Annotated in this window: 18 protein-coding genes; 11 read left to right on the top strand and 7 right to left on the bottom strand. The window is 65.9% G+C overall.

The window, feature by feature from the left end; genetic code table 11:
- The first annotated feature begins 20 nt into the window (after positions 1 to 20).
- Positions 21 to 3482 carry a pyruvate carboxylase gene (locus ACTIL2_RS01355; RefSeq protein ID WP_442335647.1) on the top strand — a complete coding sequence of 1154 codons (3462 nt, stop codon included), beginning with the start codon at positions 21 to 23 and terminating at the stop codon, positions 3480 to 3482.
- A gap of 32 nt (positions 3483 to 3514) precedes the next feature.
- On the opposite strand, the gene ACTIL2_RS01350 is transcribed toward ACTIL2_RS01355, so the two are convergent.
- Both ACTIL2_RS01350 and purB read right to left on the bottom strand, forming a co-directional pair.
- Positions 3515 to 4228, bottom strand: coding sequence for a VIT1/CCC1 transporter family protein (locus ACTIL2_RS01350; RefSeq protein ID WP_442335646.1), 714 nt, complete (start codon positions 4226 to 4228; stop codon positions 3515 to 3517).
- 2 nt (positions 4229 to 4230) lie between these two features.
- Positions 4231 to 5670 carry an adenylosuccinate lyase gene (purB, locus tag ACTIL2_RS01345; RefSeq protein ID WP_442335645.1) on the bottom strand — a complete coding sequence of 480 codons (1440 nt, stop codon included), beginning with the start codon at positions 5668 to 5670 and terminating at the stop codon, positions 4231 to 4233.
- A gap of 285 nt (positions 5671 to 5955) precedes the next feature.
- Here purB and ACTIL2_RS01340 point away from each other — a divergent pair, with 285 nt between their 5' ends.
- Together ACTIL2_RS01340 and ACTIL2_RS01335 are read left to right on the top strand one after the other, a co-directional pair.
- Positions 5956 to 6948: an ABC transporter substrate-binding protein gene (locus ACTIL2_RS01340; RefSeq protein ID WP_442335644.1), complete on the top strand. Its 993-nt coding sequence runs from the start codon at positions 5956 to 5958 to the stop codon at positions 6946 to 6948.
- A gap of 87 nt (positions 6949 to 7035) precedes the next feature.
- The gene (locus ACTIL2_RS01335; protein WP_442335643.1) at positions 7036 to 7614 is read left to right on the top strand and encodes a beta-class carbonic anhydrase; all 579 of its coding nucleotides are present in this window, start codon (positions 7036 to 7038) and stop codon (positions 7612 to 7614) included.
- A gap of 28 nt (positions 7615 to 7642) precedes the next feature.
- Here the strand turns inward: ACTIL2_RS01335 and ACTIL2_RS01330 are convergent, their stop codons facing one another.
- From ACTIL2_RS01330 to ACTIL2_RS01315, 4 genes are all read right to left on the bottom strand, one after another.
- Positions 7643 to 8446, bottom strand: a complete 804-nt coding sequence (locus ACTIL2_RS01330; RefSeq protein ID WP_442335642.1) for an Fpg/Nei family DNA glycosylase — start codon at positions 8444 to 8446, stop codon at positions 7643 to 7645.
- Positions 8439 to 9428 (bottom strand): YbjN domain-containing protein, encoded by a 990-nt coding sequence (locus tag ACTIL2_RS01325; protein WP_442335641.1) that lies wholly within the window; start codon positions 9426 to 9428, stop codon positions 8439 to 8441. The genes ACTIL2_RS01330 and ACTIL2_RS01325 overlap by 8 nt, the downstream gene beginning before the upstream one ends.
- On the bottom strand, positions 9428 to 10147 hold the full coding sequence (locus ACTIL2_RS01320) for a hypothetical protein (protein WP_442335640.1): 720 nt from the start codon (positions 10145 to 10147) through the stop codon (positions 9428 to 9430). The genes ACTIL2_RS01325 and ACTIL2_RS01320 overlap by 1 nt, the downstream gene beginning before the upstream one ends.
- A gap of 110 nt (positions 10148 to 10257) precedes the next feature.
- Complete coding sequence (locus ACTIL2_RS01315) at positions 10258 to 11223, bottom strand: LacI family DNA-binding transcriptional regulator (RefSeq protein ID WP_442335639.1); 966 nt, start codon at positions 11221 to 11223, stop codon at positions 10258 to 10260.
- A gap of 256 nt (positions 11224 to 11479) precedes the next feature.
- Here ACTIL2_RS01315 and ACTIL2_RS01310 point away from each other — a divergent pair, with 256 nt between their 5' ends.
- Genes ACTIL2_RS01310 through ACTIL2_RS01290 form a run of 5 tightly spaced genes read left to right on the top strand, consistent with a single transcriptional unit; the run spans position 11480 to position 16268 of the window.
- Complete coding sequence (locus tag ACTIL2_RS01310) at positions 11480 to 12220, top strand: ABC transporter permease (RefSeq protein WP_442335638.1); 741 nt, start codon at positions 11480 to 11482, stop codon at positions 12218 to 12220.
- Positions 12217 to 13014 (top strand): ABC transporter permease, encoded by a 798-nt coding sequence (locus ACTIL2_RS01305; RefSeq protein ID WP_442335637.1) that lies wholly within the window; start codon positions 12217 to 12219, stop codon positions 13012 to 13014. Before ACTIL2_RS01310 ends, ACTIL2_RS01305 begins: the two co-directional genes overlap by 4 nt.
- A complete protein-coding gene (locus ACTIL2_RS01300; protein ID WP_442335636.1) occupies positions 13011 to 14024 on the top strand; it encodes an ABC transporter ATP-binding protein in 1014 nt (337 codons plus the stop codon). Before ACTIL2_RS01305 ends, ACTIL2_RS01300 begins: the two co-directional genes overlap by 4 nt.
- A 25-nt stretch (positions 14025 to 14049) precedes the next feature.
- Positions 14050 to 15114 carry an ABC transporter substrate-binding protein gene (locus tag ACTIL2_RS01295; protein WP_442335635.1) on the top strand — a complete coding sequence of 355 codons (1065 nt, stop codon included), beginning with the start codon at positions 14050 to 14052 and terminating at the stop codon, positions 15112 to 15114.
- Positions 15111 to 16268, top strand: a complete 1158-nt coding sequence (locus tag ACTIL2_RS01290; RefSeq protein ID WP_442335634.1) for an adenosine deaminase family protein — start codon at positions 15111 to 15113, stop codon at positions 16266 to 16268. Before ACTIL2_RS01295 ends, ACTIL2_RS01290 begins: the two co-directional genes overlap by 4 nt.
- A 134-nt stretch (positions 16269 to 16402) precedes the next feature.
- On the opposite strand, the gene purD is transcribed toward ACTIL2_RS01290, so the two are convergent.
- Complete coding sequence (gene purD, locus ACTIL2_RS01285) at positions 16403 to 17692, bottom strand: phosphoribosylamine--glycine ligase (protein ID WP_442335633.1); 1290 nt, start codon at positions 17690 to 17692, stop codon at positions 16403 to 16405.
- Between the two features lie 33 nt (positions 17693 to 17725).
- On the opposite strand from purD, the gene ACTIL2_RS01280 reads away from it, so the two are divergent.
- The 3 genes from ACTIL2_RS01280 to ACTIL2_RS01270 all read left to right on the top strand — a co-directional run bounded on the left by ACTIL2_RS01280 (position 17726) and on the right by ACTIL2_RS01270 (position 20498).
- A complete protein-coding gene (locus tag ACTIL2_RS01280) occupies positions 17726 to 18169 on the top strand; it encodes an HIT family protein (protein WP_442335632.1) in 444 nt (147 codons plus the stop codon).
- Positions 18169 to 19215, top strand: a complete 1047-nt coding sequence (locus ACTIL2_RS01275) for an esterase/lipase family protein (protein WP_442335631.1) — start codon at positions 18169 to 18171, stop codon at positions 19213 to 19215. Before ACTIL2_RS01280 ends, ACTIL2_RS01275 begins: the two co-directional genes overlap by 1 nt.
- 146 nt (positions 19216 to 19361) lie before the next feature.
- The gene (locus ACTIL2_RS01270) at positions 19362 to 20498 is read left to right on the top strand and encodes an endonuclease domain-containing protein (protein WP_442335630.1); all 1137 of its coding nucleotides are present in this window, start codon (positions 19362 to 19364) and stop codon (positions 20496 to 20498) included.
- Positions 20499 to 20668: the final 170 nt, after the last annotated feature.

The raw sequence follows: 20668 nt of genomic DNA, 5'->3' as shown, positions 1-20668 counted from the left end.
CACCGGAAAGGATGCCTCACATGGCCCTCCCATCGTTCGACAAGATCCTCGTCGCCAACCGCGGCGAGATCGCGGTACGCGCCTTCCGCGCCGCCTACGAGACCGGCGCGGCCACGGTCGCCGTCTACCCGAGGGAGGACCGCAACTCCTTCCACCGGTCATTCGCGTCCGAGGCTGTCCGGATCGGTGTGGAAGGGTCCCCGGTCAAGGCCTACCTGGACATCGACGAGATCGTTCGCGCCGCGGTGCAGACCGGGGCGGACGCCGTCTACCCGGGCTACGGCTTCCTGTCCGAGAACGCGGTGCTGGCCCGCCGGTGCGCCGAGAACGGACTGACCTTCATCGGCCCGTCGCCGGAGACCCTCGACCTGACCGGTGACAAGTCCGCCGCTGTCGAGGCGGCCGCCAAGGCCGGGCTGCCGATCCTCGACGACTCACCGCCGAGCTCCGACATCGACGAACTCGTGTCCTTCGCCGAGGGCCGGACCTACCCGCTGTTCGTCAAGGCCGTCGCCGGCGGCGGGGGACGCGGCATGCGGTTCATCCCCTCCCCCGAGGAACTGCCCGCACTGGCCGCCGAGGCGTCCCGCGAGGCCGCCGCGGCCTTCGGTGACGGGGCGGTCTACATCGAACGCGCGGTGATCAACCCGCAGCACATCGAGGTGCAGATCCTCGGTGACGGCGAAGGCAATGTCATCCACCTCTACGAGCGCGACTGCTCCCTGCAGCGCCGCCACCAGAAGGTCGTGGAGATCGCCCCCGCCCAGCACCTCGACCCCGAACTGCGCGAGCGCATCTGCGCGGACGCGGTGAAGTTCTGTGAGTCGATCAACTACTCCGGTGCCGGGACCGTGGAGTTCCTCGTCGACGAGGCCGGCAACCACGTGTTCATCGAGATGAACCCGCGCATCCAGGTCGAGCACACCGTCACCGAGGAAGTCACCCAGGTCGACCTGGTGAAATCCCAGATGCACCTCGCCGCCGGCGCGACCCTGGAACAGCTGGGTCTGCGCCAGGACGAGATCGTGACCCGTGGTGCGGCACTGCAGTGCCGCATCACCACCGAGGACCCGTCCAACGGTTTCCGTCCCGACACCGGCACGGTCACCGCCTACCGCTCCCCGGGCGGCGCGGGTGTGCGCCTGGACGGTGCGGCGTCGCTGGGCGGCGAGATCACCGCCCACTTCGACTCGATGCTGGTGAAGATGACCTGCCGCGGCGCCGACTTCGCCCAGGCCGTGGCCCGCGCCGAGCGCGCCCTCAACGAGTTCACCGTCTCCGGTGTCGCCACCAACATCGGCTTCCTGCGCGCGATGCTGCGCGAGGAGGACTTCCGCACCCGGCGCATCGCCACGTCCTTCATCACCGACCACCCGCATCTGCTGCAGGCCCCGCCGGCCGACGACGAACCCGGCCGGATCCTGGACTACCTCGCCGACGTCACCGTCAACCAGCCCAACGGACAGCGCCCCACCGACGTGGTCCCGCACCACAAGCTGCCGGACATCGTCCCGATCAACGACGCCCGCAACGCCGGCGACAACAGTGACGCCGACGAGCCCGCCCTGCCGCGCGGCGCCCGCAACGTGCTGCGCGAGGTCGGCCCGGCCGAGTTCGCGCGCCAGCTGCGTGCGCAGGACGCCCTGGCCGTCACCGACACCACTTTCCGCGACGCCCACCAGTCGCTGCTGGCCACCCGGGTACGCACCAACGCCCTGGTCGACGCCGCGTCCGCCGTCGCCCGGCTGACCCCCGAACTGCTCAGCGTGGAGGCCTGGGGAGGCGCAACCTTCGACGTGGCCCTGCAGTTCCTCAAGGAGGACCCGTGGGAGCGGCTCGACCAGCTGCGTGAGGCGATGCCGAACACGAACATCCAGATGCTGCTGCGCGGGCGCAACACCGTGGGCTACACCCCCTACCCCGATGTGGTCGCCCGGTCCTTCGTCACCGAGGCCGCGGCCAGCGGTGTGGACATCTTCCGCATCTTCGACGCACTCAACGACATCGACCAGATGCGCACCGCCATCGACGCCGTACTGGAAACCGGCACCGGTGTGGCCGAGGTCGCGATGGCCTACTCCGGCGACCTGTCAAGCCCGGGCGAGGACCTGTACACCCTGGACTACTACCTCCGGCTGGCGGAGCAGATCGTGGAGTCCGGTGCGCACGTGCTCGCCATCAAGGACATGGCCGGACTGCTGCGCCCCGCCGCGGCGTCCACCCTGATCACCGCACTGCGCAAGAACTTCGACCTGCCGGTGCACGTCCACACCCACGACACCGCCGGCGGCCAGCTCGCCACCTACCTCGCCGCCGCGCAGGCCGGTGCCGACGCGGTCGACGGCGCCTCCGCCGCGATGGCGGGAACCACCTCGCAGCCGTCGCTGTCGGCCATCGTCGCCGCATTCGCGCACACCAGCCGCGACACCGGGCTGTCCTTGGACAACGTGAACTCACTGGAGCCCTACTGGGAGGCCGTGCGCTCGCTCTACGGCCCCTTCGAGTCCGGACTGCCCGGGCCCACGGGCCGCGTGTACACCCACGAGATCCCCGGTGGTCAGCTGTCCAACCTGCGCACCCAGGCTGTCGCTCTCGGCCTGGGCGACCGCTTCGAGCTCATCGAGGACGCCTACGCCGGGGTCAACGACCTGCTCGGACGCCCGACGAAGGTCACCCCGTCCTCCAAGGTCGTCGGTGACCTGGCACTGCACCTCGTCGGGGCCGGTGTCTCAGTGGCGGAGTTCGCTGAGGATCCGCAGAAGTACGACATCCCGGCCAGCGTGATCGCGTTCCTGCGCGGTGAGCTGGGCACGCCTCCCGGCGGCTGGCCCGAGCCACTTCGCACCAGGGCACTGGAGGGGCGCGGCGACACGTCCTCGCGGACCGTCTCCGTGCCCGGGGACGAGGAGGCGCTGCTGGAGGGCCCGGACGTGCCCGTCGATGCCGCCTCCGACGGACGGCGCGGAGCGCTGAACCGCCTACTGTTCCCGAAGGAGACGACCAGCTTCGAGGAGCACCGCCGCACCTTCGGCGACACCTCGGTGATGTCCGACCGCCAGTTCCTGTACGGCCTGGTCGAGGGCGAGGAAACCGCCGTGCGCATCAAGGACCACTCCCCGCTGGTGGTGCGCCTGGACGCGGTCGGTGAGCCGGATGAGAAGGGCATGCGCCAGGTCGTGGCCAACGTCAACGGCCAGATCCGCCCGGTGCGTGTGCGCGACCGGTCGGTCGAGTCCGTGACCGCCGCCGCGGAGAAGGCCGACCCGTCCGTCGCAGGCCACGTCGCCGCACCGTTCGCCGGTGTGGTGACCGTGAACGCGTCGGTCGGTGACGAGGTGGAGGCCGGCGACGCCGTGGCGGTGATCGAGGCGATGAAGATGGAGGCCACGATCACCACCCCGGTCGCCGGCACGGTCGCCCGCGTGGTGATGAGCCAGCCGACGAAGGTCGAGGGCGGCGACCTGCTGGTCGTCGTGGAGTAGGCGTCGGCGGGGTGGACCCCGGCGGAACATGCCTACGCCGGGACGTCGAACAGCGACCCCACGCCGTAGGTCAGCGCCAGGCCCAGTGCCCCACCCACGACCAGGCGCGCCGCGGAGCGGAGCACAGGGTTCCCGGCGAGCTTCGCCGAGACACACCCGGTCGACGCAAGCGTCAGCAGCGTCACCACGGTGAGGACGACCGCGGCGGCGTTGTCCGGCGCAATCAGCACAGAGAGCAGCGGCAGCAGAGCACCAAGGATGAAGGACACCGCCGAGGCCCCGGCGGCGGTCCACGGATTGGTCAGGTCCTCGGAGTCCAGCCCGAGCTCCAGCTGCAGGTGCGCCGGGAGGGGATCCCCCGCGGCGATCTCCTCCGCAGCCCGGTCCGCGGTCTCCTTCGTGACCCCGTAGCCCTGGAAGATCCCGGAGAGCTCCCGGCGCTCGGCCTCCGGCATCTCCCGGAGCTCGGTGGTCTCCTTGGCGATCATGGTCTTCTCGGAGTCGCGCTGGGCGGACACCGAGACGTACTCCCCCAATGCCATCGACACCGCACCGGCGATCGTGGACGCGAGTCCCGCGGCGAACACCGTCGTCGCGCTGGCCCCGGTGGCGATCACACCAAGCAGCATCGCCGCGATCGACACGATCCCGTCGTTCGCCCCCAGCACCCCCGCGCGCAGGGCATTCAGCCGCGAACTGTAGGACAGGTCGTGGGGCTCGCCGGGGTGGGGTCCGGTACCGGTCATCGCTACAGGATGTCCCCGGGTGTGTAGGCGGCGGCGTCCGGGTAACGCTTGACCAGGGTGCTGATCCGGTCCAGGACCCGGTCGACCTGGTCCTCGGCCGCCCCGATGAACGCGTGGCGGTCGGAGAGGGCGTTGTTCAGGGCGTCCTCATCCAACGGAAGCCGCTCGTCGGCGGCGAGACGCTCCACCAGATCCTGGCCACCGCCGTTCTCGCGCATGTTCAGCGCGACCGCGACAGCGTTCTCCTTGATGACCTCGTGGGCGGTTTCGCGTCCGACCCCGGTACGCACCGCAGCCATGAGGATGCGGGTCGTGGCGAGGAACGGCAGGTAGCGCTCCAGTTCGCGGTCGATCATGGCGGGGAAGGCACCGAACTCGTCGAGGACGGTGAGGAAGGTCTCGCACATGCCGTCGAAGGCGAAGAAGGCGTCCGGCAGGGCCACACGGCGCACCACCGAGCAGAACACATCGCCCTCGTTCCACTGCGATCCGGCGAGGTCGGAGGCCATTGTCATGTAGCCGCGCAGGATGATCTGCAGGCCACCGACGCGCTCGCAGGACCGGGCGTTCATCTTGTGGGGCATCGCCGAGGAGCCGACCTGGCCCTCCTTGAAGCCCTCGGTGACGGTCTCGTTGCCTGCCATCAGACGGATGGTCATCGACAGCGAGGACATGGACGCACCGATCTCCACCAGGGCGGACAGCGCATCGAAGTCGAGGGAGCGCGGGTAGACCTGGCCCACCGAATCGAGGATGCGGGCGAAGCCGAGTTCATCGGCGATGGTGCGCTCCAGCCCGGCGAGCTTGCCCGGGTCACCACCGAGCAGGTCAAGCATGTCCTGGCTGGTTCCCATGGGGCCCTTGATCCCGCGGAGCGGGTAGCGGTCCAGCAGGTTCTCGATGCGCTCGATGCCGATCATCAGCTCATCGGCGGCGGAGGCGAAGCGCTTGCCGAGGGTGGTGGCCTGGGCGGCGACGTTGTGGGAGCGGCCGGCCATGACCAGGGAGCGGTACTCGGCGGCGTGGCGTCCGATCTGGGCGAGGACGGCGACGGCCTTGTCACGGGCGGCGGTCAGCGACCGGTGGATCTGCAGCTGCTCGACGTTCTCGGTGAGGTCGCGGCTGGTCATCCCCTTGTGGATGTCCTCGTGACCGGCCAGGGCGTTGAACTCCTCGATGCGGGCCTTGACGTCGTGGCGGGTGACCTTCTCCCGCTCGGCGATGGACGCCAGGTCGATGTTGTCGATGACCCGCTCGTAGTCGGTGATGGCGCCGTCCGCAATATCGACGCCCATCCCCTTCTGTGCCTTCATCACCGCGATCCACAGGCGGCGCTCGGCGAGGATCTTGTCCTCGGGGCTCCAGATGCGGGTCAGTTCGGGGGAGGCGTACCGGTTCGCCAGGACATTCGAGATCTTCTTCTTGCCATTGTTGTCAGCCACGGGATCCAGTATCCCACATGCGGCGCGGGGTGCTGGCGGGGTGCTGGCGGGCCTCCACCGAAGCCGGGCCGCCACTTACTTTCCGTCGGCAACCCCAGAGGTTGGTCCCGCCATCCCCTGGGGTTGCTGACACAAAGTAAGTAATGGACACCATGGATCTCCTCCGCCGACCTCGTCGACCGGGTCGAGGTCACTGCCACAGGGGACGGCGTCGATGAGCAGTGCACCATCCCGGTCTCCGGGAACCCTCTTCCCCAGTGAGTCAGGTAATGCTATCTTTATGTGGTGAACACACGACGCATCCTCGTCGCGGCCATTGCCGCCAGCACGCTCGTCCTGTCCCTCGCCTCCTGCTCCCCGGAGGATGACCCGGGTGATTCCCAGTCCTCCTCCACCGCAGCATCCGGCTCCTTCCCCGTCACAATTGAGCACGCCCGCGGCACAACCGAGATCCCCGAAGCCCCCGAGCGCATCATCGCGCTCGACAATGCCTTCCTCGACTACGCCGTCGACCTCGGCGGCACGGTCGTCGGGGTATCCGACATCGGTGCGGATCTCGTGCCGTCCTACCTGAGCGACGAACAGAAGGACCTGGCGAAGGATGTGGAAGCCGTCGGCGATATATCCGAACCCGAGCTGGAGAAGATCGCCTCACTGGAGCCCGACCTGATCCTGTCCTCCGACGTCCGCCACGAGGCATTCTACGATCAGCTCGAGGAGATCGCACCGACGGTGTTCAGTGAGAAAACCGGCGACGAGTGGGAGGCGAATTTCCTGCTCACCGGCGAAGCACTGGGAAAGAAGGACGAGGCACAGCAACGCCTTGATGATCTGGACGCCCGCGCGGAGAGGATCAGGGAACGGCTCGACGAGCCCGGCAACGTCAGCATTGTCCGCATCGTCGACGACAACACCATCCGCCTCTACGGGGAGGAGACATTCTCCGGGTCGGTCCTGGCGAAGGCGGGCCTACCGCGGCCCGACAACCAGGAAGCGGGATTCCCCGGTCAGGACTACGGCATGTTCGTGGTGTCCAGGGAGAACCTGGAGCAGGCGGAGGCCGACATGGTCCTCGTCTCCGTCCCGGAGGACGGCACCGCGAAGGCCACGGAGTTCGAGGCCGCCTCGAAGCCTGTGTTCGACACGGCAACATGGAAGGCCCTCGACGGGGAGAAGATCGACGTCGACGAAGGCACGTGGATGACCTCGGTCAGCCCGGTAGGGGCGGATCACATTCTCACGGACCTGGCGGAGATCTTCGGCGTCGACGGGGACTGAGGCACCGGTACACGGGGAATCGAAACCTTTCTGCCGTGGGCGGACCACCGTAGAATCGTGGCCCCGACCTCCACGAAAAGAGTTGACATGTCAGTCCTTCCGGAAGTCCTCGCCGCCAACAACGCCTACGCGGAATCATTCGGCGACAAGAGTGAACTCGCACTGCCGCCTGCCCGCGGCTTCGCCATTCTCACCTGCATGGACGCCCGACTCGACCCCGCAGCCTACGCGGGCCTGGCGGAGGGGGACGCGCACGTGATCCGCAATGCCGGCGGTCGGGCGAGCGACGATGCGATCCGCTCGCTGGTCATCTCGTACAAGCTCCTCGGAACACGCGAGTGGTTCGTGATCCACCACAGCGACTGCGGCATGGAGTTCTTCACGGACGAGGTTATCCGTGGCCTTCTCGCCAACAGTCTCGAGACCGCCGAACTGGGGCCGGACGGGTTCCGTGACACCGGTACCGGCCCCGGATCGCGCGAAGGCGACTACATCAACTGGCTCACAATCCCCGACCAGCAGGAATCCGTCCTCGAGGACGTCCAACGCATCAGGTCGCACCCGCTCGTGCCCGCGGACATTCCCATCCACGGCTACATCTACGACGTCAAGACCGGTCGGCTCGTCGAGGTTCCCGCCGCCACCGAGGCAGGGCGCGCCGTTTGACCCCCGGCACGTTCAGCGTGGGGGCCGGTTACTCCGGCTGGCACACCGGGCACCAGTAGATCTTCCGCGCAGCCAGCTCCCCCACCTCGACCGGCGTCCCGCACACCAGGCACGGAAGTCCCGCCCGACGGTAGACGTACACCTCGCCACCGTGGTCGTCCTTGCGTGGCTCGCGTCCCATCGCCTCGGGCGTGTGTTCCGGGCGCACCGTGTCAATGCGGCCCACGTCCTCGCCGTAGCGCATCAGCGGCACCATGTCGGCCCAGATCGCGGCGACCTCCTCCCCAGAAAGGGACGTGCCCGGGATTGACGGGTGGATCCCCAGCCGGAACAGCACCTCCGTGCGGTAGATGCTGCCGACCCCCGCGTACAGGGACTGGTCCATCAGCAGCGCGCCGATGGCTTTCGACGAACGCCGCGTACGTTCCGAGGTCCGCTGCACTTTCGCGGGCTCGGGACGCAACGGATCGGCGCCGAGCTTCGCGATCGCCGCGTCCTCCTCCGCGGGGTTGATCAGCGCGCAGCGCTGCGGCCCGCGCAGGTCGGCGGCAATGTCGTCATTGGCGATGCGCAGTCTGACCTGGCCGCGTGGTGCGGCGGGAGGCTCGAATCCCAGTGTTCCGATCAATCCCAGGTGGATGTGCACGATGCCGGAGTCGAAGTGGATGAACAGGTGCTTCCCCCACGCCTCCGCCTCGACGAGCACCCCGCCGTCGAGCTGCGCGGCCTCCGTGCCGAACCGTCCCTGGGGTGAGGACACCGCCACCTCGCGTCCGGCGAATTCTCTGTTCAGCGCCGTGGCGAGTCGGTGGATCACGTGCCCCTCAGGCATCGGTGTCCCCGGTGATCACGGCAATCAGTTCGCCGAAACAGCGTTCCACGGTCTCGCGGTCCCGGGAGACGGCATCCACCAGCTGCACATCGGCGAGTCCGGCGCCGACGGGCCGGTGCAGCGCACAGGTCACCGTGACTCCCGCGTTGTCGCCGGCACCGGCCTCATCCACCACCGACACCGCGCCGCCCGGCAGCGCGCTCGCCTGCGTGCACACGTCCCGGAGCCAGTCGACGGCGTCCGCATCGGCCTCACCGAACACAGCTCCGGCGGTCACCGTCATGACCCGCTCATGCAGCGCAATGTCGGCTCCGGCATCATTGCCGCCGACCGGTCGGACGAAGCCGTTGCCGCGTCTGCCCGACGCCCCGTCCTCGCTGGTGGTCACCGTCTTGCCAGGGATGACCTCCGCGATGCGCTCGAGGGTGACCGGCTGCAGCGCGGAAAGCGTCGGTTCCGGTTCAGTCTCGTCCCCGGCGTCGTCCAGTTCATCGGCCTCCATGTACTCCGCGTCCGGCCACTGCCCCTCCAGGAAGTCGGAGAGCTCCGAGAGTCCGGCCAGGGCCCGGCGCGCCCATTCGTCGATCTGCGCGGCGGTCACTCCCGCCGCGCAGGTCATGGTGGTGTCGGCGAGGACGCGCAGATCCCCGTCCTCATCCGGCGCGGTCCATGTGCGCGGTACGGAGTGACCGCCGTTCCAGTCGTTGAGGACGCGCCGCACATCCTTCACGTCCTCGCCCGGCAGCCCCAGCCATACGGCACCCAGGGTCAGCGCCAGCGGGGACGTCTCCACCGTGACGGACGTGTCGACGTCCTCGACGCCGAGCCTGAGGACGTTCCCGCCGTCCGGGCTGTACCCGCAGCCGATATGCGCCACGACCCGGCGGACAGCGGCGGTCACTTCGGCGGACTCGGTCAGGACGTCGGGAGCGGCTGCGTCCCTGGCGTCCCTGTGCGACTTCCTGTTCCCTCGGCCGAACACTAGTCCTCCGCCTCGTCGGTATGCTCACGGATCTGGTCCACCTGCCGGTCCACGAGGTCCATCAGGATCCTGGGCTCCTCGATGCCGCTGCCGCTGACACGGAAGGCCACGCCGTTGACGGTGCCGGTGACGATGGAGGTGGCCTCTCCCCCACCGGCCCCCTCCGAATCGCTCACGATGGTGATGACCTCCGTGTCCTCTGCCCCGACGATCTCGGACTGCTCAGCGGAGGCCTGGTAGGTCACCGGCTCCGCCTGCGGGTCCTCCTCGGAAGTCTGGGTGAAGGTCTCGCACTCGCTAATGTCCTCCGGCATTGCCAGGAAGTCCGGGTCGGTGGAGACGATCGCGTTGACGATTGCGGGGTCTGTCTCGTCGTGCGGGAGGAACTCGACGGCGGCGGAGGTGTCCTGGTTGTCACGGAGTTCCACCAGGACGCTCAACGCTGAGGGATCCAGTGCGGCACACTGCTCCGGGTCGATGAGGGGCGCCTGGAGGTCGTCGCTGAAACCTTCGTCACTGAGGACCTCGCCCACGTCATTCCAGTCGTAGCCGGCGGGGGCGGCCGAGTCGGTCAATGCCAGGTCGGACGGGTCGGCATCGGAGCCGTCCCCGGAACCGTTTCCGTTGCCACTGTCGTCGGAGCTGCAGGCGGCGCTTCCGAGCAGCAGCCCGGCACCTGCCACTGCCGCGCACGTTCGAAGAAGAGCTGTTTGAGTCACCGGTCCAGCCTAGTCGAAACCCAATGTCACGCCAGAAGAAGACCTGATCAGGTCATATTTCTGGCGCCGGTGGCGTGAATCACCCGGCTACAACGCGAAGCCAGGAACGATCACTGACAACCATAAGCATCGCGCTTGGGGAGTTGGACGTGGACCGGCAATTGTTGACGATCACGTGGCCCATCAGGATTCGCCATCCGGTCCATCAGCATCGAAACCGCATGTCGACCAAGTTCCTCGCCATCGACGTCAATTGTCGGGACGTTGAGCCCCAGCGCCTCGGCGATGTCACGCTCACTGGTGATCACAGGTAATTTCTCCCCGGCGGCCAAGTAGACATGCTGGACACCCAAACCAACCGCCGTAGCGTAGGGAATAATCGCATCAGGACAGCTACTGCGCACCTCCTCAGCGGCTCTGACTCCGGCAGCAAAAGTGGGATCATAGGAGGTCACGATGTCCAGATCCAGGTGCGCCACAGCGGCCGCCGTAGCCACTGCGGATTCACGAGCCTTGTCCTGCCAGGATCCGGCCGGGCCGCCGATGTAGGTAATACGCCGACATCCGCAGTCTGCAAGCGATGAGACCATGACTCCAAACGCTTCCGGAGTACCGACGGCCACCGAGTCGATCCCGTTGATCTCGCGGTCCACCAGGACGGTAGCCGTAGGCATGGTAGCCAGTGCCACCAGATCGTCGGAGCCTGCGGGTGCGACGGCGATGATGCCATCGACTTTCTTCCGGAGTCGGTTGATCGATCGCAGCTCGTCCACGTCAGCGAGCGGGTGGACCACAACTGTCAACTGCATATCCATGGTGTCGGCCTGAGCCTGTGCACCTGCGATGATCGGAGTGAAGAAGGAGTTGTCGAGGGTGGGAACCGTCAAGGCAATCACTCCCGTGCGACCCCTCGCGAGTTGCCGAGCCACACGACTTGCCACGAAATCCAGCTTCTCCGCGGCATCCATCACTCTTGTTGCCGTGGCCGCGGAAACCACCTCCGGGCGAGAGAATGCCCTGGAGGCCGTGGCCTTGGAGACTCCGGCGAGCGCGGCGACATCCGCCAGTGTTGCCATTCTTCCCTCCATCGTGAGGCTAACGAGTGAATCATCCACCCGCATACCCATGAAACCGCATACACGCATCTCGTGAAACCTACATTTTACACGCCTCTGTCAGCGCTTCTGTCCCAGTTCGCATAGCGTGAATGTAACCGGTTACATTCACCCCCTCGACGGAAGTATCCCCATGCGCTCCCGCTCCACCCCTGTGCTCCTGCTGTTACCGGGGCTGATAGTTCTCGGCGTCGGATGTCTTGCACCAGCGATAGCCATGCTCTTCGCACCACCGGACACTGGCCCGGGTGAGATCTTCAGCCGTATAGCCGAGATGCTCACCAACTCGTTCGACCTGCAGATTATCGGGCGTACCCTCCTCTACAGTGTCGCGGTCACCGCGATCTGCCTCGTTCTCGGAATCCCGGTTGCCTACATGCTCGCGCGGAGCCGCTCGCGTTGGACCGGTGTGCTCCTCGTTCTCGCCATTTTCCCACTGCTGTTGAGCAATGTCGTCCGCACCTTCGGCTGGCTCGTGGTCCTCGGCTCCAACGGTGTCGTCGGCCAGCTCTTCACTGGTCTGGGTTTCTCCGACACCCCACCTCAGCTGCTCTACACCCCGATTGCCATCATCCTGGGACTCACTCAACTCTTCCTCCCTCTCGCCATCGTCACCTGCTACTCGGCGGTGACCCAGGTGGATCCGGGGCTCGATGATGCTGCTCGCGGCCTGGGCGCAGGCCGGACACGCACATTCTGGAACATTGTCCTGCCATTGTCCCTGCCTGGAATAGTCGTCGCGGCGACCCTGGTCTTCGCCGGATGCATCACCGCCTACACGACCCCATACCTGCTGGGCGGATCCACCAATCGTTTGCTGTCCACCCAGTTGTTCTCCTACTCGACCTCGACACTCGACTGGGCCAGCGCCAGCGCGACGGCGATCATCATGACCATTCTCGTCTTCCTCATGTCTGGAATCTCATCTCTGGTCGGACGAAAAGGAGCCACCGCATGACCAGCCGACACCCCGTTGCCGCCGTTCTCGCGGTCGCCGCGTACATCATCATGATCGTCCCGATCCTCTTTGTCGTGGCAACGTCCTTCACCGACGGAGAAACCCTGCGTTTTCCGCCCGAGGGGCTGTCCACCCGCTGGTTCACCGAAGCGCTGAACTACAGCCCGTTCATCGACTCCCTCGCGGTTAGCGCGGAAATCGCCCTCTACGCGACGATCCTCGCTCTCGCCGTCGGTGTCCCAGCCACCATTGCCATCCACCGAGGGCGACTCCCGGGCAAGGGAATTGTCGAGGCACTGTTCCTCTCACCACTCGTTGTCCCTGAACTGGTTGTCGGACTAGCCCTTTTCCAGCAGCTGATCGTCACACTGAACATCGACAATTGGCCAGTCCTACTCATCGGGCACACCGCACTGCTCATCCCGTACACCGTGCGGGTAACTGGCGCAACGCTCGCCAGTTCCGACGGAACCCTCGAGGATGCTGCCCGCGGCCTCGGCGCCTCCCCGATGCGGACCTTCTGGACTGTCACCTTCCCGATGCTCCGTCCCGGCATCTTCTCCGCAGGCCTGCTTAGCTTCATCACCTCGTTCAATAACGTCCCCCTGTCCCTGCTGCTTCAGAACCGGTACACGCAGACTTTGCCGGTCACCATGCTCGAATATGTCCAGCAGAGCTACACCCCGATGATCGCCGCGACGTCCACACTCATCCTCGCCGCGACCGTCGTCATTGCCGTCATCGCCGAACGGGCAGTCGGGTTCACCAAAATTTTCGGAGGAATCAACTCATGACCGCCGCAGCGGAATTCCATAACGTCAGCCAGGTCTTCAGCGGCACCACCGCCGTGGATTCCATCAACCTCACCATCCCCCGCGGCCAGCTCACGACCCTGCTGGGACCCAGTGGCTGCGGGAAGACAACCTCCCTCAGAATGATGGCTGGATACCTCCAGCCCACCTCGGGACGCATCATCATCGACGGCGAGGACGCGACCCGTACCCCTCCCGAGAAGCGCGGTCTTGGCATGGTCTTTCAGTCCTACGCCCTGTTCCCCCACATGACCGTCGGCGACAACGTCGGCTACGGACTGAAGCTTCGCCGGATCACAGGCGAGGCACGAACCAACAAGGTTGCCGAATGCCTCGAACTTGTCGGCCTCTCCCACCTCACCGATCGTAAACCCCGCTCCCTGTCAGGTGGTCAGCAACAGCGTGTGGCACTAGCACGTGCCATCGCTATCAGCCCGAAACTCCTGCTGCTCGATGAACCCTTGAGCAATCTGGATGCACGCCTACGCGTTCGCATGCGTGCCGAGATCCGCAGAATCCAGCAGGAGACAGGTCTCACCATCGTTCTCGTCACCCACGACCAGCATGAGGCACTGGAAATGAGTGACGAGATGGTGCTCATGCGCGAGGGAAGAATCATGCAGCAGGGCACCCCCGATGCCGTGTTCGGGCATCCGACGAGCCAGTTCGCCGCCGATTTCCTCGGCTACGAGAACTTCCTCCATACATCGTCCGGCCTTGTAACGGTACGCCCCGAACACCTGGTGGTCCGTCCTTCCTCATCAGCGTCCCCGACCGGTAAGGGAGACTCCGGCGAACTCACCTTGACCGGAACTGTCACCGACGTGGCCTACCGGGGGGTTGACGAAGTCGTCACAGTTTCCACTCACGATGAGCAGGGGGAGACCACCCTGCAGTCTGTTGTGAGGGTCACCGGTGATACCCAACCCACACGCGGGGACGCTGTCACGGTCAGCGCCGACGCCGGACACCTCATCTCATTGGCCGACTGAACACCACCAGGAAGGAATCCCCACCATGAAGTTCAGACGACGTGCGACACTCGTAGCCAGCGTCCTCGTCTGCGCCCTGATGGCCGGGGGGTGCACTGCCTTCGGCAACAAGCCGGATCCAGACGCCCTCGTTATCAGCACCTTCCCTTTCGGTGTCGAGCAGATGCAGGAGTCCATCTTCGATCCGTTCACAGAGGAGACGGGCATCGAGATCGAAGTGGCGACCGGGTCAAACTCCGAACGCATCTCACAATTGGAACTGAGCCGCGGACAGGGCCCTGGCGTGGATGTCATGATGATCAGCGACTTCTACGCCGCGTACGGACAGGAACGAGGCCTATTTCAGCACGTCGACCCGTCGAAGGTGCCGGCGCTGGAGGACATCGCCGACTTCGCCAAGGAAGATGCCTACGAAGGGCCCGCCTACAGTTACCAGCCGAACGGGGTGATGTACCGCACTGACGAGTTGACACGCGAACAGGCCTCGGAGTGGAGCCTTTTCGATGACCCGGACTACGAAGGACGTCTGGCCCTACCCGACATCTCAGTGACCGCCGGACAACTGGCCATCAGCGGCGTCGCCGAGTCTCTCGGTGACGGTCCCTACGATGTCGACACCGCCTTCGAGACCATGCACGACTGGGCGCCCGGGATTTTACAGTTCTACAGCTCGACCACCGAGGTGACGAACCTGCTTACGCAAGGTGAGATCGCCGCCGCAGACAGCATCAGTGGTTTCGCCACGGACCTCATCGACGCCGGTGAGCCTGTTGCGTGGACCACACCGACGACAGGAGCCTTCATGGCGACCAACCGCGCGATGATTCCCCGGGGTGCCGCACACTCCGATGAAGCCCACGATTTCATTAACTATCTTCTCGGAAACGACGCTCAGTCGGCGTCCGCGGATTCCATCGGCGATCTGCCGGTGAATCCGGACGCCATCATTCCGGAAAAGATTCGGAAAACCGTCGGCGACGTCGCCGACGATCCGGTTCGAGCCGGATTCTCGACACTCGACCCCCGAAAGTTAGTTCCAACCAGAGACCAATGGATTGACCGCTTCGCACGTGAGGTGAGTGCCTCATGAGCGGTGCAGAAGAAACACTGGCCAGCCCACCGGAACGACCCGAGGGCCCATCAGAACACCCGGCAAGCACCGACTGGATCGCTCGGATCCCGAAGATCGACCTGCACTGCCACCTGATCGGCACCGTGCGCGGGTCCACATTCGCAGAGCTCGCCCACCGTGAAGGAATGGAACTGCCGGACACCCCGGAACACATCTGGAGGGATATCAACTCCCTTCCCCCAGACCCCGATCTGTATAGGAACACGAAAATCCCGGTCCCCCAGGGAAGCGCTCCCGGAGAGCCGGAAGTGTCTTATTCTCTGTTCCAGACCTCGAACTGGGTAAAGGATGTGCTCCGTTCCGCTGATGACCTAACCCGCATCGTCTATGAAGCATTCGAGGATGCACATGAGCTCAGCAACACCGTCCACCTGGAACTGTTCTTCGATGATGTTCCCGAACACCTCACACATCTCGGGCTCGCCGGATCCATGGAAGCCTACGCGGAAGGAATCCGCCAAGCCGAGCACGATTTCGGGATGACTGGACGCATGATCAAAGGCATCGACCGTTCCTGCTCCGGACAACATGCTCTTGATCAGGTCCGCCAGGTCGTCGACACGCCCCACGAGTACCTTGCGGGGATCGGACTCGACAACTTGGAGACGGCAGGTCCGCCGGAACGCTTCGAGGATGCCTACCGGCTCGCCGGACAAGCCGGTCTCGGCCGCACTGCCCACGCTTCGGAACATGTACCCAGCGCCGATAACACCTTGACCTGTCTCGATGTGCTGGGATGCGACCGGATCGACCACGGATACTATGTTCTCGAAGATGAGCGCGTCATCGACGACGTACGTCAACGGGGAACTGTCTTCACTGTGGGTTCGACGACGTCCCGGCGCTCCTGGCGTCCGTGGAGGCGTGCTTCGATCCGCGGCATGTTGGAGGCTGGACTGTCAGTCATCCCCTGTTCCGATGACCCGGGGATGTTCCCTACCAGCTTGGCTCAGGAGTACCAGATCATGACGAAACTCAATGGCGCATCCCAGGATGCCCTGGCCGCCATGACACTGCGTGCGGTGGATGCCTGCTGGTTGCCGGACAAACAGCGTGCAAGATTGCGGGCCCGGGTGGAGCAGGACTTGCTCTCGATCAGTAACAACCAGTGATTGTCTTGCCCCCGATGTGATCTCGGATCACCGCAGCAGGACACCTGACAACGCAGGAAGGATTCGGTATTCGCGACTGCGGTTGAAGTACACAACCCGCCATACCCGGCAAATTCGGGAATTTGTAGGCCGAACTACTCCGGAATCCCGATGCGTCCTTCGACGGCGGCGAGCCCGATGTCCGAGCGGTAGTGCCCGCCGGGCAGGTCCACATTCCCCAGCTCGGCGTAGGCGGTGTCGCGGGCGTCCGTCAGCGTGGCACCCTTTCCGATAACGTTCAGGACGCGTCCCCCGGAGGACACCAGGCCACCGTCGTCCGCCTCATCCGCAGCCACCCCGGCGGCACGGATACCACGGGTCTCATCACCGGCACCGACGCCGGAAATGGGCACACCCGTGACCGGCTTCTCCGGGTACCCCTCAGCGGCGAGAACCACGGTGACCGCGTAGCCGTCCTCCCATTCCAGCGGAGGAAGCTCGGCCAGCCGACCTGTGGCGACGGCATTCAGGACACCACCCAGCGGGGTCGTCAGCAGGTCCAGCACCGCCTGGGTCTCGGGGTCACCGAAGCGGCAGTTGAACTCCACGACCGCCGGTCCCTCGGAGCCCCACGCCAGGCCCGCGTAGAGAAGACCGGAGTAGGCACAGCCCTCGGCCACCATCTGCTTGACGACCGGCACGCAGACCTCGTCGACGATGCGCTGCACACCGTCCTCCGGCAGCCACGGCAGGGGCGTGTAGGCACCCATGCCGCCGGTGTTCGGTCCCTCATCGTTGTCACCGACTCGCTTGTGGTCCTGGGCGGGCAGTAGCGGGACCACCGTTTCGCCGTCGACCAGGCAGAACAGGGAGACCTCGGGGCCGTCCAGGAAGCTCTCCAGCAGCACCGGGTTGCCCCCGGCGTGCACGGCGTGGACGTGCTCGATCGCTGCGTCCCGTTCCGGGGTGACCACGACCCCCTTGCCTCCCGCCAGGCCGTCGTCCTTCACGACCCAGGTCGGGCCGAAGCGGTCGATGGCCGCGGCGATCCCCTCGTCCGACGCCCCCGGGACAATGGCCTCGGCGTGGGCCGTCCGCACCCCCGCGGCAGCCATGATCTCCTTCGCGAAGGCCTTCGACCCCTCGATGCGCGCTGCGGAACCGGACGGACCGAACACCGCGAATCCCTCCGCACGCAGGACATCGGCGACACCCGCGACCAGGGGGATCTCCGGGCCGATGACAACCAGGTCGGCGGCGATCTCCCGGGCGATGGCGACGACGGCCGCGGCGTCCTCCCCCTTGATGCCGGGGTGCAGGGTGGCGACCCCGCCGATACCCGGGTTACCGGGGGCGACGTGCACCTCCGACACCGAGGGATCCTGGGACAGTGAGTAGGCCAGGGCGTGTTCGCGGGCTCCGTTGCCGATGACGAGTGTGCGCATGGGTTCCGATCATAACGGCTAATATTGGGAGGTATGACTACTGAGTCCCCTGAGCCATCCATCTTCAGCAGGATCATTGCCGGGGAGCTGCCCGGCCGCTTCGTGTACCGCGACGAGACTGTCGCCGCGTTCCTCACCATCGAGCCCGTCGCCTACGGGCACACCCTCGTGGTGCCGGTGGAGGAGGTGGACAAGTGGACCGACCTCGACCCCGCACTGTGGGCGCACCTCAATGAGGTCGCACTGCAGGTCGGCAAGGCCATTGTGGACGAGTTCGATGCTCCACGCGCCGGCTACCTGATCGCCGGGTTCGAGGTGCCGCACACCCACATCCACGTCTTCCCAGCCGCCGACATGTCCGGCTACAACCTGGCCAACGCCCTGGGCATGGACGAGACCGACGATGCCGAGATGGACGCCGCCGCGGAGAAGATCCGGGCGGGCCTCCGGGCGCAGGGCATCCAGGACGTGTCCTGATGGCCGAGAATACCGCGAAGTCGGAGCGGAACAAGCCGAAGTGGGATCTGCGTGACGAGCTCCAGGACCGCTTCCGCGACGTCGAGTTGGACGACGAGGTCATCGAGTCGATCGCCCGGGCCGTCACGGAGAGCTCCGATGCCGCCGATGAACAGGCCGATGCCGAGCATCCGGCGAAAGCGCTGCTGAACCAGCTGTCCAGCTTCACCGACGGGGTGCGCAACACCCTGGAGTTCCCGTCGCGCCTGCTTCCCCGGACGCCGCAGTTGCCCGGGCGCAGCGAGGGAATGCCGATCGGCGCACGCCAGTACGCGGTGGGCTGCGTGGACGACCTGTGGCATGCGCGCCCCACCACCGAGAAGCCCTATCCGGTCGTACTCCTGCACGGCACGATCTCCTCGAAGAACGCCTGGCAGAACCTGGTGCTGACCCTCCGTGACCAGGGGTACGCGGTCTTCGCGCCGGACTACGGGCTGCACGGGACGCAGGACGTCCTGGCCTCCGCGAAGGACATCGCCGCCTACATCGACCAGGTGCAGGACGTGACCGGCGCGGAGAAACTCGACATCGTGGGACATTCCCAGGGCGGGCTGATCGCGCGGTACTGGATCAACGAGATGGATGCCGCCGACCGGGTGCACCACCTGGTCACCCTGTCCTCCCCCCACCACGGGACGACGGTGCGCGGACTGCTGGCCTCCGTGCTGACCGCCAATGAGGCGACGGCCCGGGTGGCGGAGGCCGTGGTCACGAAGTTCATGGGCCCGGCGGGGATGCAGCAGGTGGTTGGTTCCCCACTGATCGAGACGATGACGACCGGTCCGGAGACCAGGCCGGGGATCCGGTACTCGTGTCTGGCGACGCGCAACGACACCACCGTGGTGCCGTTCGAGACCGCGTTCCTGGAGGGTGATGACACCACGCACGTATGGAACGCCTTCGTCCAGGACCACGGGGTGGGACGCGCCCGCCACGACGAACTCCCCGCGCATCCGCAGGTCCAGGAGCTGGTGGCCAGGGTCCTGGAGGAGGGGCTGCGGGACTAGGGTCTACCTCCCCGTCCCAGAATTGTTCTACGCCCATGCACGCTGTGCGGCCGTGAGGCCCCGAAAGTGTGCACAGGCGTAGAAAGATCTCCTCGATGTCGGGCAACCACTCCCGGCTCGGCGCTGCGTAGGGTACTACTTCTCGCATGGGGGAATTCACGGGGCCACTGTGGGATGACGCGGAGCGCGCGGGACGCATCCCGTCCGGCCGAGGGCGTCTGTACACCCGCAGGGTCTTCCCCACCCGGGTACCGGTCACCCGGAAGCAGCTGCTGGCTGACGGCGTCCCCCGCAGAACCATCGCCGGGGAATACGTAGAAGTGGTCCGTGGGGTCCGTCTCCGCCCACTCGGGGAGGATGAGCTGGAGCATCCGCGCCTGGGACCGGAGGGCTTCGGCGACGACCGTGGTTGCCATACCCACTGCATCATCACCCGGATGCGGGCGCTTGCACTGCTGCACGCCGACGCCGTGGTCGGATACTGGGGTGCTGCAGCCGGTCACGGGCTTCCCCGGTGGGCGGACAGTTCCCCCGTTGTCCTCCTGTCGGGCCATTCCAGACAGGGGACGATGGATGAAGAACGTGTCGGGGCAGTACCGTCCACGCGGCCCGTGCTGCGTCCCCTTCCCCCAGGAACGACCTGGATTCACCCCGACAGACAATGCCCGCAACTACGGGTCGTCGACGCGGCGACGGCAGCAGTGCAGTGCCCGACCACGATCCTGACAGGGAAGAAGACGTGGGACGTTCCCCACGTGGATGGGCTGCCGCCACGGTACGTGCACGCCGTGCAGTTCATCGATGCTTTTCTCCAGTGCACCTGGCTGACGTGCGACGCCATCACACGGGCGGCGAAAGGAAAGGTCGATGCCGCAGTTCTCCGGGACATCCTGACTCTGGCGGACGTCGGGTACGGTGCGGAGTCCCCGCGCGAGACCATCCTGCGGCTTATCGTGCGTGACGAGCTCCCCACCGGTTTCACCTGGAGCTCACAGGTGGAGGTGGACGTCGGGACAAACCGGCGGAGGAAGAAGGGGATGACGCGTCCCGACCTCGCCTGCCCGGAGTTGAAGGTCGCGTTGTACTACGACGGTGCACACCACGGGGGAGCTGCAACCACGGACACGGACTTCCGGCTGTTCCAGAAACTCAAGGATCTGGGATGGGAGGTGGTGCGGGTGAACAGGGACGGCCTGCGGGAAAGGGAGGAGACGATGGAGACGATCCGGAACGCGATCGCCCGTGCCGTCGCCGCTCAGCTACGGGACCAGCCCGGGAAATAGTTCTACGCCGGTGCACGCATCGGGCCCCATAAGAGCCCATCGCGTGCACCGGCGTAGAACAATCCCGGTCGCACGTGGGACCGCGGAGTCCGAGCTGACGAGGCGGCGCATTGGCGCAGGAAGCCCGGAAGGTACTTTCCGGAATCAGCGGGAGGGGTTGCTTACCAAGT

The organism is Corynebacterium sp. (assembly GCF_052107835.1).
Taxonomy (GTDB): Bacteria; Actinomycetota; Actinomycetes; order Mycobacteriales; family Mycobacteriaceae; genus Corynebacterium.
This window is presented reverse-complemented; position numbering and strand designations above follow the sequence as displayed.

What these genes read in the sequence shown, in the direction of transcription:
- ACTIL2_RS01315 (WP_442335639.1), bottom strand. Translation starts at nt 11,223, where the DNA reads ATGGCAACACTGGCGGATGTCGCCGCGCTCGCCGGAGTCTCCAAGGCC.
- ACTIL2_RS01355 (WP_442335647.1), top strand. Translation starts at nt 21, where the DNA reads ATGGCCCTCCCATCGTTCGACAAGATCCTCGTCGCCAACCGCGGCGAG.
- ACTIL2_RS01335 (WP_442335643.1), top strand. Translation starts at nt 7,036, where the DNA reads ATGTCAGTCCTTCCGGAAGTCCTCGCCGCCAACAACGCCTACGCGGAA.
- ACTIL2_RS01300 (WP_442335636.1), top strand. Translation starts at nt 13,011, where the DNA reads ATGACCGCCGCAGCGGAATTCCATAACGTCAGCCAGGTCTTCAGCGGC.
- ACTIL2_RS01330 (WP_442335642.1), bottom strand. Translation starts at nt 8,446, where the DNA reads ATGCCTGAGGGGCACGTGATCCACCGACTCGCCACGGCGCTGAACAGA.
- ACTIL2_RS01295 (WP_442335635.1), top strand. Translation starts at nt 14,050, where the DNA reads ATGAAGTTCAGACGACGTGCGACACTCGTAGCCAGCGTCCTCGTCTGC.
- ACTIL2_RS01290 (WP_442335634.1), top strand. Translation starts at nt 15,111, where the DNA reads ATGAGCGGTGCAGAAGAAACACTGGCCAGCCCACCGGAACGACCCGAG.
- ACTIL2_RS01270 (WP_442335630.1), top strand. Translation starts at nt 19,362, where the DNA reads ATGGGGGAATTCACGGGGCCACTGTGGGATGACGCGGAGCGCGCGGGA.
- ACTIL2_RS01350 (WP_442335646.1), bottom strand. Translation starts at nt 4,228, where the DNA reads ATGACCGGTACCGGACCCCACCCCGGCGAGCCCCACGACCTGTCCTAC.
- ACTIL2_RS01305 (WP_442335637.1), top strand. Translation starts at nt 12,217, where the DNA reads ATGACCAGCCGACACCCCGTTGCCGCCGTTCTCGCGGTCGCCGCGTAC.
- ACTIL2_RS01310 (WP_442335638.1), top strand. Translation starts at nt 11,480, where the DNA reads ATGCTCTTCGCACCACCGGACACTGGCCCGGGTGAGATCTTCAGCCGT.
- ACTIL2_RS01275 (WP_442335631.1), top strand. Translation starts at nt 18,169, where the DNA reads ATGGCCGAGAATACCGCGAAGTCGGAGCGGAACAAGCCGAAGTGGGAT.
- purD (WP_442335633.1), bottom strand. Translation starts at nt 17,692, where the DNA reads ATGCGCACACTCGTCATCGGCAACGGAGCCCGCGAACACGCCCTGGCC.
- ACTIL2_RS01280 (WP_442335632.1), top strand. Translation starts at nt 17,726, where the DNA reads ATGACTACTGAGTCCCCTGAGCCATCCATCTTCAGCAGGATCATTGCC.